At 53.4% G+C, this 14,686-nt stretch carries 13 protein-coding genes and 1 tRNA gene (1 of these 14 cut by a window edge); 9 read left to right on the top strand and 5 right to left on the bottom strand.

Going from position 1 to position 14,686, the window contains the following annotated elements; translation table 11 throughout:
* The first annotated feature begins 128 nt into the window (after positions 1-128).
* Positions 129-1,100: a GlxA family transcriptional regulator gene (locus A7E78_RS13090; protein ID WP_072284685.1), complete on the top strand. Its 972-nt coding sequence runs from the start codon at positions 129-131 to the stop codon at positions 1,098-1,100.
* A 230-nt stretch (positions 1,101-1,330) separates the two neighbouring features.
* On the opposite strand, the gene A7E78_RS13085 is transcribed toward A7E78_RS13090, so the two are convergent.
* From A7E78_RS13085 to A7E78_RS13065, 5 genes are all read right to left on the bottom strand, one after another.
* On the bottom strand, positions 1,331-2,602 hold the full coding sequence (locus tag A7E78_RS13085) for an MFS transporter (RefSeq protein WP_158516116.1): 1,272 nt from the start codon (positions 2,600-2,602) through the stop codon (positions 1,331-1,333).
* Complete coding sequence (locus tag A7E78_RS13080) at positions 2,589-3,671, bottom strand: NADH:flavin oxidoreductase (RefSeq protein ID WP_072284684.1); 1,083 nt, start codon at positions 3,669-3,671, stop codon at positions 2,589-2,591. The genes A7E78_RS13085 and A7E78_RS13080 overlap by 14 nt, the downstream gene beginning before the upstream one ends.
* Positions 3,672-3,673: 2 nt before the next feature.
* Entirely contained in the window at positions 3,674-3,910 is a 237-nt protein-coding gene (locus A7E78_RS13075; RefSeq protein ID WP_072284683.1) for a hypothetical protein, read from the bottom strand.
* A gap of 123 nt (positions 3,911-4,033) precedes the next feature.
* On the bottom strand, positions 4,034-5,347 hold the full coding sequence (locus tag A7E78_RS13070) for a 4Fe-4S dicluster domain-containing protein (RefSeq protein ID WP_072284682.1): 1,314 nt from the start codon (positions 5,345-5,347) through the stop codon (positions 4,034-4,036).
* Between the two features lie 161 nt (positions 5,348-5,508).
* Positions 5,509-6,111, bottom strand: a complete 603-nt coding sequence (locus A7E78_RS13065) for a TetR/AcrR family transcriptional regulator (RefSeq protein WP_072284681.1) — start codon at positions 6,109-6,111, stop codon at positions 5,509-5,511.
* Between the two features lie 277 nt (positions 6,112-6,388).
* Here A7E78_RS13065 and A7E78_RS13060 point away from each other — a divergent pair, with 277 nt between their 5' ends.
* From A7E78_RS13060 to A7E78_RS13025, 8 genes are all read left to right on the top strand, one after another.
* Complete coding sequence (locus A7E78_RS13060; protein WP_072284680.1) at positions 6,389-6,610, top strand: FeoA family protein; 222 nt, start codon at positions 6,389-6,391, stop codon at positions 6,608-6,610.
* A gap of 51 nt (positions 6,611-6,661) precedes the next feature.
* The gene (feoB, locus tag A7E78_RS13055; protein ID WP_072284679.1) at positions 6,662-8,506 is read left to right on the top strand and encodes a ferrous iron transport protein B; all 1,845 of its coding nucleotides are present in this window, start codon (positions 6,662-6,664) and stop codon (positions 8,504-8,506) included.
* 217 nt (positions 8,507-8,723) lie between these two features.
* Entirely contained in the window at positions 8,724-9,866 is a 1,143-nt protein-coding gene (locus A7E78_RS13050) for an LbtU family siderophore porin (protein ID WP_083553111.1), read from the top strand.
* Between the two features lie 267 nt (positions 9,867-10,133).
* The gene (dmeF, locus tag A7E78_RS13045) at positions 10,134-11,099 is read left to right on the top strand and encodes a CDF family Co(II)/Ni(II) efflux transporter DmeF (protein WP_072284678.1); all 966 of its coding nucleotides are present in this window, start codon (positions 10,134-10,136) and stop codon (positions 11,097-11,099) included.
* Between the two features lie 182 nt (positions 11,100-11,281).
* Positions 11,282-11,965, top strand: coding sequence for a DUF3793 family protein (locus A7E78_RS13040; protein ID WP_083553110.1), 684 nt, complete (start codon positions 11,282-11,284; stop codon positions 11,963-11,965).
* A gap of 43 nt (positions 11,966-12,008) precedes the next feature.
* On the top strand, positions 12,009-12,290 hold the full coding sequence (locus A7E78_RS13035) for a DUF2325 domain-containing protein (protein ID WP_072284676.1): 282 nt from the start codon (positions 12,009-12,011) through the stop codon (positions 12,288-12,290).
* A 484-nt stretch (positions 12,291-12,774) separates the two neighbouring features.
* Positions 12,775-14,436, top strand: coding sequence for a hydroxylamine reductase (gene hcp, locus A7E78_RS13030; protein WP_072284675.1), 1,662 nt, complete (start codon positions 12,775-12,777; stop codon positions 14,434-14,436).
* A 193-nt stretch (positions 14,437-14,629) separates the two neighbouring features.
* Positions 14,630-14,686 (top strand) — tRNA-Thr (locus tag A7E78_RS13025) (it continues 19 nt past the right edge of the window).

The following is a 14,686-nucleotide window of genomic DNA, read 5'->3' as shown; positions in this document are numbered from 1 at the left end:
GGAGCAGACCGACCGTGGCCGGCCGCCAAACGACTGTCTTTGATCTTATCCTCGCATTTGACAACAGTCCGCGAAAGTGGCACAAACGACAAAGAAGAGGTGTATTGCGACAAAAAAAAGAGGCCGTTATGAAGAAAATAGCTATTCTGGCCCTGGAACAAGCCATGGCCGCTTCGGTCATGGGACCTATGGATATCTTCTGCCAGGCCGGCCTGACCTGGAACCACATCTTCGGCCAAGCCCCGACGCCGCGCTTCGAGGTCAACATCGTCACTCTCGACGGGGGACCGGTAACCAGCTTCAACGGCGCGCCCATAACTCCCCATTGCGCAGCCGGGGACATCGAAAAGGCCGACCTGATCCTGATTGCCTCCTTCGCCAGCTACGAGCCTCTGGCCCATGCCGAACAGGTCGGACACTGGCTGCGCCAGCATCGCCTGCGCGGAACACTCATCGGCAGCATCTGCCTCGGCTCATTTATGCTGGCGGCCACCGGCCTGCTCGACGGCAAGACAGCCACCACCCACTGGGGTTTCGTCGAGGCCTTCCGTAAGCTCTTCCCGCGAGTCAAACTTCGCCCGGACAAGCTGATCACCGACGAGGGGGACCTACTTACCTCCGGAGCTTGTAACTCCTACATCGACCTGTCCCTCTACCTCATCGCGCGCTTTTGCGGGCCGGAAACGGCACTGGAGAGTTCCAAGACCCTGCTCCATGATGTCGGCCGTTCCTCTCAAACCCCCTACGCAGTACACCGCTTTCGCAAGGAACATAACGATGCACAAATACTGGCGGTGCAGCAACAGCTGGAAGAAAACTGTTCCGACCACCACGACATCGATCGCCTGGCACAGAAACACGGCATGAGCCGCCGCTCCCTTGAACGGCGCTTCAAGGCCGCAACAGGCGACGCCCCGCTACTCTATTTGCAACGTCTGCGAGTCGAGAGCGCCAAGGGGTTGCTGGAAACCGCGACCCACTCCTTCAATGAAATCGCCTATCGGCTCGGCTACGAAGACAGTTCCTTTTTCCGCAAGGTGTTCAAAAAGCACACCGGCCTGCGGCCTCAAGAGTACCGGCAGAAATTTCGCCGTTCCTGATTCCGACCGCGCAGACAAACCTTGGCACAGCGATTAGCCGGACGGATAAGGCGCCAGAACCAAGACATCTTCGTCAATACTTGCTGTTTCCATTGCACTCGGCAGTCTGAATCCTGAGTCTCTACTGAATATAAGAAACGAAAAAGGGACAGGCCTTCTATGCGCTAGAGGCCTGTCCCTTTTTCGTAATGCAAGATTGTTTTAGCTCCACAGGAAACCCTGCGGATAATTCAAGTAGCGGGACAAGGTTTCTTACGCATACCCCGCATTAATACCAGAGCCAGCCCGGCCAATAGCCCATTGACCAAAGCACTCAGCCAGAAACAGTTGCCATAGCCAATGATTTCAATGGCCACCCCCATGAGCATGGCATTAGCCAACATCCCGAGAAAGATGCAGGCATTGAAGCCTCCCATGGCCGCACCTCGCAAATGCCTGGGCACCACCTCGCCGATGGAAGCCCCCAATGACGGGAAGGCCACGCCGAGACTCAGGCCGAGGGTTGCGGCCCCTACATTGGCCAACCCTAGTGTGTTCGCCAGGCCTAAAACCACCATAGCCAGCGAACAGCCTGCTAGCCCGACAAACACCAAAAAACGTCGGTCACCGACATGGTCGCTGAAATATCCGGATGGAAGCCGGATCAAACCGTTGCCGACTCCATGAAACAGAAAGACAATCCCGACCTGACTGGTGTTAAAGCCTTCCGCGTAGGCATAAACCGGGTAAAAGGTCAGGAACATCCCCATGCTGAAACAGGCCCCCAGAGTCGCTACCCAACAGCCTAGCAGGGGCCGATTCCGCAATAGAGTGCGCAGGGCGGAACCGGCAGTACGATGATGATCCCGCCTGTGGCTTTCCGCCGTGGTTGCCGGCAAAAAAACCTTGGCGATCACCGTCACCAGAGTCGTCAGCACTGCAGCCAGCAGCAGCACCCTTGCAAGAGCCATCTTGCCTGCCAGAAGACCACCAAGAGCAGGTCCGAAACTCATGCCGGCATATAGGGTCAGGGTGTACCAACCGTAGGCGCGTCCAAGCCGAGCAGACGTTGACAGGTCGGTTACCAGGGACATCATCGCCGAGCCGAAAGCGGCCATGCCGAGCCCGACCAGAATGTAACCGGTAACCAATTGCAGGAAGGTGGAACTGAATGCCAATAGAAAGCCAGCAGCAGACAGAGATACCAGCCCCCCCATGGCGACCTGCTTCTTGCCGACCAGGTCGCTAAGCCGCCCCAAAGGAAAGGCAGCCACCCCTGCCGTCAGAAAAAAAGCGGCGTTGATGCGACCGATGCCTGCGGGACTGATGCCTAAATCGATAGCGAGTTTCGGCACCACCGGCATGCGGATATAGGAAGCTACATAACACAACAGAGAAATGACGCAACAAAGCAGCAGTGGCGACGGCCAGGCAGATTCGGTTTTGAGGAGATCATTGGAATCTGCAGAAGGTCGTAGAACACCTTCTGCGCTATCTGCCGAGTCGGTCTTACTTGAGGACACAGGAGATTCCCTTGCCGGCCAAAATCGGCCCGAAGCAGGCATTTTCAGATTGGCAGCCGCTCGGTTCCTGATCGCCCGAAGCCCAGCGCTTGATCAGATCCGGTTCGCGAATCAGCGGCCTGCACAGGGCGATAAAATCGGCGGCTCCCTCTGTCAGCAGTTCTTCCGCAACGCCCAGAGAGCGAATCCCGCCCACCAGTATCACCGGAACCCGCACAAAGGCCTTGCAAAGCCTGGCCGCCTTGCGATAATAAGCTTTGTGAGTCAGGGCTTCCGGGGCCATACGCACCGCATGGTATTGACTCGGCCCCCAGATGGTTCCGCCGCTGATTTCGATGGCATCGATACCGGCTGGTTCAAGGAATTCCGCTATCTGAAGCATGTCTTCTGTGGTCAAACCACCATCGATGAAATCGTCGGAATTGAGTTTGATCAACACGGCATAATCTTCACCTACCGCCTGGCGAACCGCGGCCAACACCTCCAGCACTATTCGAGCACGGTTTTCCAGGCTGCCGCCATACTCATCCTCACGGCGATTGTAATGGGGAGAAAGGAACTGGCTGAGCAGATAGCCATGGGCCGCATGAATCTGTACCGCATCGAAACCGGCCTGCTTAGCCAAACTAGCGCCATCGGCAAAAGCGGCTACGATTCGCTGAATATCTTCGCTGGTCATCGCCTGGCAGTTTTTCCCTTCATGGTCGGCAATAGCCGAGGGACCGATCGTCCCCTCCGGAACAATCCCGTAAACGCCAGCGTGGGCTAACTGCAAGGCAATGCGCCCCCCTGCGGCATGGACCGCCTTCGGCATCAGCGTCAACTTCGGCAGCAGTTCCGGGTCATGAGCTCCCATTTGCCAAGGGCTGGCCTGCCCCTCTGGGCTTACATAGGCATGGCCGCTGATGATCAGCCCGACTTCACCCTGGGCCAGGTCGGCCATCAATTGATTTAATTCGGGAGTTGGCGCCCCCTGTTCATCGGCCATTCCCTCCCAGGTTGCCGACCGTACAAAGCGATTACGCATATCCAGGTTTTTGATCGAGGTTTTCTCAAACAAGGTTGCCATGATTATCGTCCCTCTTTCCCCAAGTATTTCATTGCCAATTCCCGTTTCACTGTAGTGTCTCCGACCTCACTCGACCAATCAGCAAAAGCTTCAAGTTCATTGGCCATGCGGTCCGGGATGGGTTTGCCGCCGGAACAATATTCCTCTACTTCTGCGACATCAATGTTTAACATCTTTGCCAGACGCTCATTGTCATAGCCTACATAATCTCGAAGATGTTTGAAGCGTTCGCTATTCATTCCCAGATCTCCTTATGCTCTTTTAACCCATCGTGTATAGAGGATGCTTTCCTTCCCGGCGATCGCACAAAAGCAGGGTTCCTTTTTGGCATCGTCATGCCGTTCACCCATTTCGTCGCATATCTACATCTCAGCCAACCAACCCTTACCCTGTTTTTCCACTCCCTTTTTCATGGCGGCAAGGAACCGGGAGCGCATGGTATCGCTCATCAAGGCCCGCTTGACCGGCGACAGGTTCAGGAATCCGCCGACAAAACCGCGCATAAATTTGTGCCCCAGGCTCTGCGGGTTATCGAATATCTGATTTTGCAATGTACCCCGCTCCAGGCATTGCAGCATCACCCGCTCAAAGGTGGTTTCCGGATGAATCACGCGCTGACCGCGCTTGCATAGCCGGCACGCCTCAAATTTGCACGGTAGGGCACAGACCCCGCAGCCGAGACAAATTGAACTATCGACCTTGGCAAGTTTTTTACCCTTGCCCTGTCCTTTGGGGACCGGAACCATCTCGACAGCCTCGATGGGGCAGGCCTTGGCGCATTTGCCGCAGCCGACGCAGGCAGAGGAATCAATTTCAGCGATAAAATTGGAAGTGACCAAACTGTGGGGATAACCGAAGACACGAATGCCCAGTAGCGGATTACAGCAGCATTTGCAGCAGTGGCAGACAAAGGCAAGATTGTTCTGTACGTTGTCAGCATTAAGAACCAGGCCCATTTCCTTTGAGCGGATGAAAAGATCTCGCATCTCACTTTTGGAGATTTCCTTGCCCAGGTTATGCCGTATGATGTAATCCGCCCCATAGCCAAAGGTCGTACAGGACTCTAGCGGCACATCACATTCTTTCTTTTCGGCATGCAGTTTTTCGTGACGACAACTGCAAAGGCTAACGGCGAACTTAGAGGATGATTCAATAAGTTCCGAGGCTTTTTCATAATCTAGAATTTCCATATACTCCCCCTGCCTGACCGCTTCTTCGTGCGGCAGGGTGCGCATTATGGAGACTCTCATGTCATCATTGAAGTTCGCCGAAAAGAATGCCTTGTTGTCATCAATATACTGGTGAAATAGTTTGCCCAATTCCTTGCTGTTCACGTTATTGCCGGTGCGCATCATGGTGAATTCAAAGATACCGACCATCAGCGGTGAAGGCATATAATTGTATTCGTCGTTAACCCACAGGTCCAGAATCAGACCCTTGTCGCACAGGTCGTCAAGAATGGTCCGCAACCGAGCGGGCGCATAGCCGGTAATATCTGCAATGCGCTCCAGATTCGACAACACATAGGGCATCCGGACAACGACATTCGCTTCTTCCTCGGTATAGATTTCTTTCAAAATGGCGAACAGAGTATCGTTCCAGGGAGCTCGCAGGGTAAGATTGTCAACCTTCTTGCCAAGCTTGCGGTAAATATCCTTTCCAACCAGATGTCCCATGACTCGCCTCCTTTTGCTCGGGGCCCACTTTCTGAATCCCTTACGGCTGAGTTTTAACAGACTTCGAAGGTCGACTCTTTATCTCTGTGTTTGTCAAAACCGGTGGTAAAAGACCCAAGAGAGTTCATACCGGTCGGTATCTATTTGCGTAAAAAAACTCGCTAGCGGCGTAAGGTTTCCAAATAATCGATCAACGCGTCAGCACTGGCCTCCAGGACCGTGGCGTTCTGGGCGGTCTTAGCCAAACTGCGAATCCCGGCGATAGAAGCGACGATAAAGGTCGCTACTTTGAAGGAATCAATCACACGGTTGACGCTGCCACTGCCCTGTCCGCGAGCAAGGATCGCCGCCAGGGCCCGTGTCCACCGGTCGTATATATCCTGCACCCGTCGCCGGAAACCTTCGTCAATGGGGGACATTTCCAAGGCCAAGTTGTTCAGAGGACAACCGAGTAAAAGGTCCTGTTCGGTCATGTTCTTAAACCTAGCAGCAATCATCTCTTGCAGGCAGTCAACAGGATCGGCGCACTGTTCCAGGGGAGCGATCCAGGTCTCCCGGCCGCGAGCAAGAATAACTTCTTCCAGCACCGCGTAGCCCAGGGCCTTCTTGTTAGGGAAGTGGTGATACAGCGCCCCCTTGGTCAACCCGGTGGTTGCCAGAATGCGGCTCAGGCTGGCGGCCTGAAAGCCATGGCGATGTATCTCATGAGCGGCTGCATCCAGGAGCGTTTGCCGAGTATGTTCTGAGTTTTTATTAGGTCTCATACCGACCAGTATGCATGATAGGTTTTCTATTGTCAATCGTTAGCCTCGCAAAACTATCACCGGCTCGGCTGGACCAACTTATTTGACTCTCATTTACAGTGAGACACGTGCTATGAAGACCTAAACTAAGCATCCTGTGTGCAGCCCCCTTCCCACACGTCAACCCGCCTTCAACAGATTTTGAATCTCTTTTTCATTTTTTTTCTTGACCAACACACCCAACCCCTCTATCTTGATATTCGATTTCAGTTTCACATTCATCAACCAGGAGGATTCCATGTCTTTGAATGAGTTAAAAAGAGGCCAGAGCGCCACGATCACCAACGTCCCCGACGAAAATCTGCGGATACAATTATTGCGCTTTGGGATCATCAATGGCTCTCAGGTTAGTTGCCATTGCAAACTGCCCTTCGGCCCCGTGGTCCTCAAATATGGCGGCCAGGAAATCGCTTTGGGCCGCGAGATTGCCCGCCAGGTAACCATCAAAACCGCATATTGATCCTTCCCGCAAGAGCCAAACTCATTACCGTCAACCCGGAGAAATAGTAAAATGTCCCCATCTTGCTGCAGTAATGCCGCCTGCACTGAAGCAGGCCAACGCAACATCGTTCTGGTCGGCAACCCTAACGTCGGCAAGTCAATTTTCTTTAGCGCCTGGAGCGGCGTGTATGCCGACGTGTCGAACTTTCCCGGCACTACGGTAGAGATCAGCCGCGGAAAGATCGGGGAAGACGTGTTGCTGGACACCCCCGGCGTCTACGGTGTTTCCTCCTTTAACGACGAAGAGCGAGTCGCCCGCGATGTTATTCTGACGGCCGACCTGGTGGTCAACGTAATCGATGCCACCCACTTGGAGCGCGACCTCTTTCTTACCCTGCAGCTGGCCGACATGGGGATCCCTATGGTGGTAGCCCTGAACTTCTGCGACGAAGCCGAAAACCTCGACATCCGCATCGACACCAAGGGCCTGGAAGAACGACTTGGCGTACCGGTGGTCTCGACCTCGGCGGTTAAAAATCACGGCCTGAAGGAAGTCTTCGCCGCACTGGCGCTGGCTCGACCTGGTCTTTCCCACCCCGAAATAGACCAGGCGGTCACTAATCTGCTCGACCGCATCGATACGCGCCCCGAAGCACTGATGGTGCTCGAAGGGGACGAGGTAGTAGCTGAGCGGCACGGCGTCACCCCGGAGAACGATCGGGAAAGGGTCTACCTGTTGCGCCGCCAGCGAGCCAACGATATCGTTGGCGCAACGGTAAACCGTCCGGAAAAAACAGCCCGCTTTCGCGACCTGCTGGGACGGCTCTGCCTGCATCCGACCAGCGGCCTGCTGATCCTGAGCGCGGTATTGTGGGGCTGCTACCAATTAATCGGCGTCTGGGTGGCCGGTGACATCGTCGGCCTCACCGAAGAAGCGATTATGCAGGGCCATTGGGAGCCATGGATTCGTGGCCTGGTCAACCCCCTGGTGCCTGAAAGCTCGGTTTTCGGACAGATCCTCATTGGTGAATTCGGTCTGCTGACCATGACAATTACTTACTTGCTTGGACTACTGCTGCCCCTGGTTGTCGGCTTCTACGTCGCCCTTTCTCTCCTTGAAGACTCGGGGTATCTACCGCGTCTGGCAACCTTTGTCGACCGACTGATGACCTCCATCGGCTTGAACGGTCGCGCCATCATTCCGGTCATCCTCGGCTTCGGTTGCGTCCAGCTCGGCACCATTACCACCCGCATCCTCGGCTGCAAACGGGAACGCACCATCGCCACGGCAATCCTTAACTTTGTCGTGCCCTGCAGCGCTCAGATCGGTGTTATCGCCGGTATGTTGGCCGCCGTTGGCTTCATGCTCAGCATGACTTATGTCGCGGTAATCTTCACTTGCCTGGCGGTGCTCGGAACGGTGCTCAACAAAGTTATCCCAGGCCAAAGCAGTGCTCTGCTCATCGACTTGCCGCCTATGCGCTTGCCCCGCCCGACAAACGTACTGCGCAAAACTGCAATTCGCTCCTTTTTCTTCATGAAGGAAGCTTACATCTGGTTCTTTGCCGGTTCGCTGGGCGTGTCCCTGCTTCAGGTAAGCGGCGGTCTCAAAGCATGGCAGAACTTGGTGGCCCCCCTGACAGAAGGCTGGCTGCACCTTCCGAAAGAAGCGGCCACGGCGTTCGTCATGGGCATGGTCCGCCGTGATTTTGGCGCTGCCGGCCTGACTGACCTAACTCTTTCACCCTGGCAGGTTGTTGTCTCCCTGGTGGTCATCACCCTTTTCGTACCCTGCATCGCCAGCCTGATGATCCTGTTTAAAGAACGAGGGTTTAAGGAAGCAACAACCGTGTGGCTGGGAGCTTGGGTGCTCGCCTTTAGTGTTGGCGGCCTGCTGGCACAGATCGTTCTTTAGGGACTGCCATGAAACCGATAGACAAAGTTCAAAAATCCAGCCATCATGCCGCAACCTGCCCCGGTTGCGGTTGCCCACTGCAAGATCGCAGCTGGAGGCAATGCCCTCGTTGTCGCCGGGAGCTGGAATCCTGCAGCGGCTGTGGCAACTGCGGACGTCACTGACTATTTCGCTCACAAGCGTATCTTGACCATTGAATGAACCGAGGAGGTTTACTGTGCTCATCCATCTTACCCGAACCTTAAAACTCATCGCCCTGGTCGCTGTTCTGGCACTTACGGCCGGGCCGGCCCTGGCCGCTTCCCAGAGCGAAATTGAAGACTTGAAGCAACGCATTGAAGCCTTGGAGGCCGAGAAAGTCCTTGCCGACAGCGCTGAGAAAAAGGACTCTCTATCCCTGTCCGGACTAGCGGAAAAAGTCTCTCTCAGTGGCTTGATCGAAGTGGAAGCCGGTTACTTTAACACCGATCCGGAAGCAGGCAGCAGCGAAGACGAGAGCGACCTGACGCTGGCCACGGTAGAACTCGGCATCGACGCCGACTTTGTCAAGCACGTCTCCGGCCACCTACTGCTGCTGTGGGAAGAAGACGAAGAGAGCGACCACCTGATTGTCGACGAAGGGTATATCCGCCTCGACGGCGAAGATGTCCTGCCCCTCTACCTGCAGGCAGGTAAGATGTACGTACCTTTCGGCAACTTCGACAGCATGTTCATCAGCGATCCACTGACCCTGGAACTGGGCGAAACCCGGGAATCAGCCGCCGTCGTCGGCTATGCCAACGACATGTTCGATCTTTCCTTCGGCGCGTTCAACGGCGACATCGATGAAACCGGGAAAGACGATCACATCAACAGCTTTGTCGCCAGCGCCGTCTACACCTTGCCCGAAAACGCCGTTGCCGGCCTGGCCCTGACCGGCGGGGTTTCCTGGATCTCCAACATCGCCGACAGCGACGTGCTGGGAGAAGAAGTAGTTGGCTCCGAACTCGACGACAAGGTCAACGGCATAGCCGCCTTCGTTACGGCCACCCTCAACGAACGGTGGACTCTGATCGCAGAATACCTCGGCGCCTTGGACAAATTCGAAGCCGGCGAGCTTACCTTTGACGGTGGCGATGAATTCGAGCCGAAAACCTGGAACGTAGAACTCGGCTATGCCGTCACCGAAGCATTGGAAGTGGCTGTCCGCTATGAAGGCGGAGACGACCTAGGTGATTTGCTTCCAGATAGTCAGTACGGTATCGCCGCCAGTTACGGCCTGTTCGAGAGCACTACCCTAGCCGTGGAATACTTGCACGGCGAATTTGAAAACGACGACGAGCAGGACGTGGTAACAGCACAGCTTGCCTTTGAATTCTAAATGACCTTTTTAAGAAAGCTCAACGCAGAGCTGCTCAATGCCTAACCTCGCACACTAAGCATTGAAAAGTTCTTTAGCTTTAAAAGTCCTCTTCATCTATATAAATGGAGAGGATTTTTATTTGCAAACATGAACCTGCCCCCTTATACCAGCGAAAATCACCTGTATTTTAGCTGGCTTTTGTAAGCCACTGTTATTGCAGCCAAAAGTTTTTAGTTATGCCCACTTCTGCACAGCATGAGCTTTTGCAAAGGAGTTATAAGTTAGATGCATATTCATAAAATCCAGCAATGGCAACATCGGCACAACTTCTTTGTGCACCGTGAACAAAATGAGAAGAACACCCAAAAGGTAATGGGCCTTACGGTTATTACCATGGCCGTCGAGATCTTTGCCGGGCTTGCGTTCGGTTCAATGGCACTACTGGCTGACGGCTGGCACATGGGGACACATGTTGCGGCTTTCATGATCACTCTATTTGCCTATCGATACACTCGAAAGAACGCTGATAGTCCTGATTTTTCCTTCGGGCCCGGAAAAATCAATGTCCTTGGCGGCTTTGCAAGTGCTGTCGCATTGGGAGTAGTAGCCTTAGTCATGGCTGTCGAATCTATAGGCCGTTTCTTTTCTCCGGTAGAGATCCAATATGGACAATCCGTTTTGGTGGCCGGGATCGGCCTTTTGGTTAACATTGCCTGTGCTTTTTTGCTGCACGACAGTCATGGGCACCATCATCAGCACGGGCATACTTACTGCGAAGACAACGACCATCATCATGAAGACCACAACCTAAAGGCTGCTTACTTTCATGTCTTAGCCGATGCCTTGACCTCGGTCTTGGCCATCGTTGCATTATTGTTTGGCAGAACCTTCGGTTGGTGGGCCCTTGATCCGCTGATGGGGATCGTTGGGGCACTGGTGATCACCCGCTGGGCCTGGGGACTACTCAAAGAGAGCGGTGCGATATTGCTCGACGCTAGTGTCGATGGTGGGGTGCGGGATAAAATTCAAAGTGCGATTGAAGAGGATGGCGACAATCGGGTCGCGGATCTGCATATCTGGAAAGTCGGACCTCACCATCTGGCAGCTATCATCACCCTGGTGACCCACTATCCTCAACCTGTGGAAAGCTACAAGCAACTGTTGGCCAAATTCCACCACCTCAAACACATCACCATTGAGGTAGTGCAATGCGAGGGCAAACCGTGTATTGCACTAGAGCAGAAAACTTGAATTGAATAGGAATAAATAATCTATATCCCGAAACACTTGAATGCCCCCAGCTAACCGGATCAAAAAAACATTACTCAACATTTTAGGTTGTTCAGGAATTCAGCACACTTTTTACTTGAAATCGGTTTTCATTTTCTGATAGATTGAATCATCGAAATCACACCGCCTGAAGGAGAAAGTCCATGCTATCGCCAATGACCCACGCCGCAAAACAATGCACCCAAACCCGCAGAAAATCCAGGGCCAGGTGGCTGGACTTTAGCTGGAAGTTCCCGGACGAGAGGGACTGCCTGGCGTCATTTCTAGCCCTGGAAGCCGCCGAGGTCCTGGCCGGCGTCAAACCAGCCAACCTGGTTCAACTGCGCAACCGTCGCCAACCTTGTGGGCGCAACCTTCACCAGCTATGGAAATTGTACAGCAACACCCTGTTGGCTGGCAGCGCTCTCAAAGCCCTTTCCTTGCGACAAAAAGAGACCGGCGACTTGATGTTGTTCTACACTCCGGAACTACTACAGTCTCATTTGCAACACCCTAAAACGGCAAAGTTTCTCAAGCAACTGGGCTATCTTACCCCGGAAAATCTGCAGCAGACCCTGGCAGAACTGCAGAAGCGCTTTCAGACCGAAGTTGATATGCCCCATGAAATAGGTCTTTTCCTCGGCTATCCCCTCAAGGACGTTGCCGGTTTCATGGGCTGCAGCGATAAACCCTGCACCGGCTGCCGCCAGTGGCGTATTTATGGTGACCCCGCTCCAAGTCTGGCTCTGAGCGATCGCTATGCTGCTTGCAGGCGAGGCATGGCAAGCCAGCTCAGGGATGCAGGGAATCCTATCGCTCTGCTGCAAACGACTTCGTGGACTCAATAACCCACATACACATTATGACTACCCTGAAAAGGAACCAACTGCCATGTCCATTCTCATCGTAGGAGCTGACCGTATCGGCGCTCTGGTCCCTCGTCTCGAAGAATTGGGAGCATCCCGGATTACGCACTGGCCCGCACGAAATCGTAAGGTTGCAAAAAACACCATTCCAGTCCATGTTGATGCGGTACTGTTTTTCACCGATTTTTTACATCATACGGCCGCTCGTAAACTTAAATCGCAAGCCAAGAAGCTGGGGCTGCCTTGCCTCCATTGCCGGCGTTGCTGGAGTGAAATGAGTGAACAGTTGGATCGGTTGGCTCAGTAATCATTGGCAGCAGGCAGAGTCCAATGAAGACTCCTTTTCAATCTCCGCTGCCTTTCAAATTCTTTCAAAGTAAACAACCGATCAACATGATGCGAAAAGGATAATTTCAAACTTTTTGACATCGTCTATGACTCTTCGTTTTCTTCCCCCCATACCTTCGACTTTATTTCTTTGTTCGGCCCTGGCAAAACTCCGTTGACAAACAGATCCACTCTGCGAGCCAAGCTTTATTCTAATCATACAACTTAATAATATTTCTCCTACAAAACATTTTCATCCGCCCTCTCCATCCACTATTGTAGTGGAAACCTAAAAAAACATTGTTATTCTTAAATCCATGGCTGAGTCGTACTAATCATTCGAAAGTTGATATCGATCAACTTTCGGAAAATAAAAAAAGGTATTCTCATACCACAGCAAACAAAAATTGCGCTTATGCATCGAGAGTATTCCAACCGGACACTTAGTCAAAAGGAGATCAATTATGTTTTGTCATCAATGCGAGCAAACCGCTAAAGGCGCCGGATGTACCAAAGTAGGAGTATGCGGAAAACAACCGGATGTAGCGGCCCTGCAGGACAATCTACTCTATGGCCTGCGTGGTCTAGCTTGCTACGCCAGCGAGGCAGGAAAGCTGGGAGCCACCGATCCGGACATCGACATTTTTATGTTGGAAGGGTTGTTCGCCACGGTGACCAACGTCGACTTCGACCCAAACCATCTTGCTGCCGTAATCCAGAAATGTGCGAAGATGAAAGACAAGGCCCGGGACATGTTCCTGAAGGCCGGCGGCCACGAAGAGGGAAGCTCGTTATTTGACCGCATAAAAGCGTTTTTCGGCGCTGAGGTGACCGGTAAAGGCCCTATGGCTTGGACCCCTGCTACAGACTTGGTCAAACAAGGCGAACAGGTCGGCATCGAAACCCTGCATAATGATCCCGACATCCGCTCGGCCATCGAGATCCTCATCTACGGTATCAAGGGCATGGCTGCCTATGCTGACCATGCGCAAATTCTTGGCAAAACTAGCCCAGAAGTTCTGGCTTTCAACCATCAAGCGTTAGCAGCCACTTGTGATCCTGATCTTGGTTTGATGGACTTTGTCAATTTAAGCATGGAGTGCGGAAAACAGAACCTGACCACCATGGGCCTGCTCAACGAGGGCAATGTTGAACACTATGGCCATCCTGTACCGACCCCGGTTAGTACTGGAACCAAGACCGGCAAGGGCATTCTGGTCTCAGGACATGATTTGAAGATGCTCGAGGAACTTCTCAAGCAGACCGAAGGCAAGGGCATCAACGTCTATACTCACGGCGAGATGCTACCGGCTCACGGATATCCAGGCCTCAAGAAATACACCCATCTTGCAGGTAACTTTGGTGGTGCGTGGCAAGATCAAGCCAAGGAGCTGCCCCAGTTCCCCGGAGCGATCATCTTCAACACCAACTGCATTCAGAAACCGGCCGAGTCCTACAAGGACCGCTTGTTCACCTGGGGCTGTACGGCATGGCCCGGGGTTACCCACATTGACGGTTTCGACTTCTCTGCGGTCATCGACAAAGCCTTGGCCTGCCCTGACCTGGCAGAGGTATCAGGCAAGGATATCCTGGTTGGCTTCGGCCACAACGCGGTACTCGGCGTGGCCGACAAAGTCATTGAGGCGGTTAAGGGGGGAGCCATCAAGCACTTCTTCCTGATCGGCGGCTGTGACGGAGCCAAGTCGGGTCGCAACTACTACACCGAGTTCGCCGAGAAGGTGCCCCAGGATAGCGTGATCCTGACCCTGGCCTGCGGCAAGTACCGCTTCAATAAGCTCGACTTTGGAGATATTGGCGGCATCCCGCGCCTGCTCGACATCGGCCAGTGCAACGACGCCTACAGTGCCATTCAAATTGCTGTGGCTTTGGCCGGAGCTTTCGATTGCGGGGTCAACGATCTTCCGCTGAGCATGATCTTATCCTGGTACGAGCAAAAAGCGGTGGTTATCCTCCTGACCCTGCTGCACCTCGGCATTAAGAACATCAAGCTTGGGCCCAGCCTGCCGGCCTTTATCACTCCGAATGTTCTTAATTTCCTGGTGGAAAACTTCAACATCGCTCCTATTACCACGGCCGAGGAGGACCTCAAGGCAATTCTCGGTTAACAACTACTCTGTATGAGATTAAAAGGCGGCACATTTCGGTGTGCCGCCTTTTGCCCTAGAAGCCTAGAAAGAGTCCCATAAAGTACCTGAGAAACGGAATGGCTTCATAACATATGGCCTATCGTACCGAATCGTCACCAAAAGTATTTGACTAGAGAAACAAATTGCGGTAGATAGAGTGACCTAAACAATTGCCGCCCTAGCTCAGTTGGTAGAGCAACGCACTCGTAATGCGTAGGTCGTCGGTTCA

Origin of the sequence: Syntrophotalea acetylenivorans (genome assembly GCF_001887775.1) — a bacterium.
Classification (GTDB): Bacteria; Desulfobacterota; Desulfuromonadia; order Desulfuromonadales; family Syntrophotaleaceae; genus Syntrophotalea_A; species Syntrophotalea_A acetylenivorans.
Note: the sequence above shows the minus strand (reverse complement) of the source record. Positions and strands in the feature narration are given on the sequence as shown.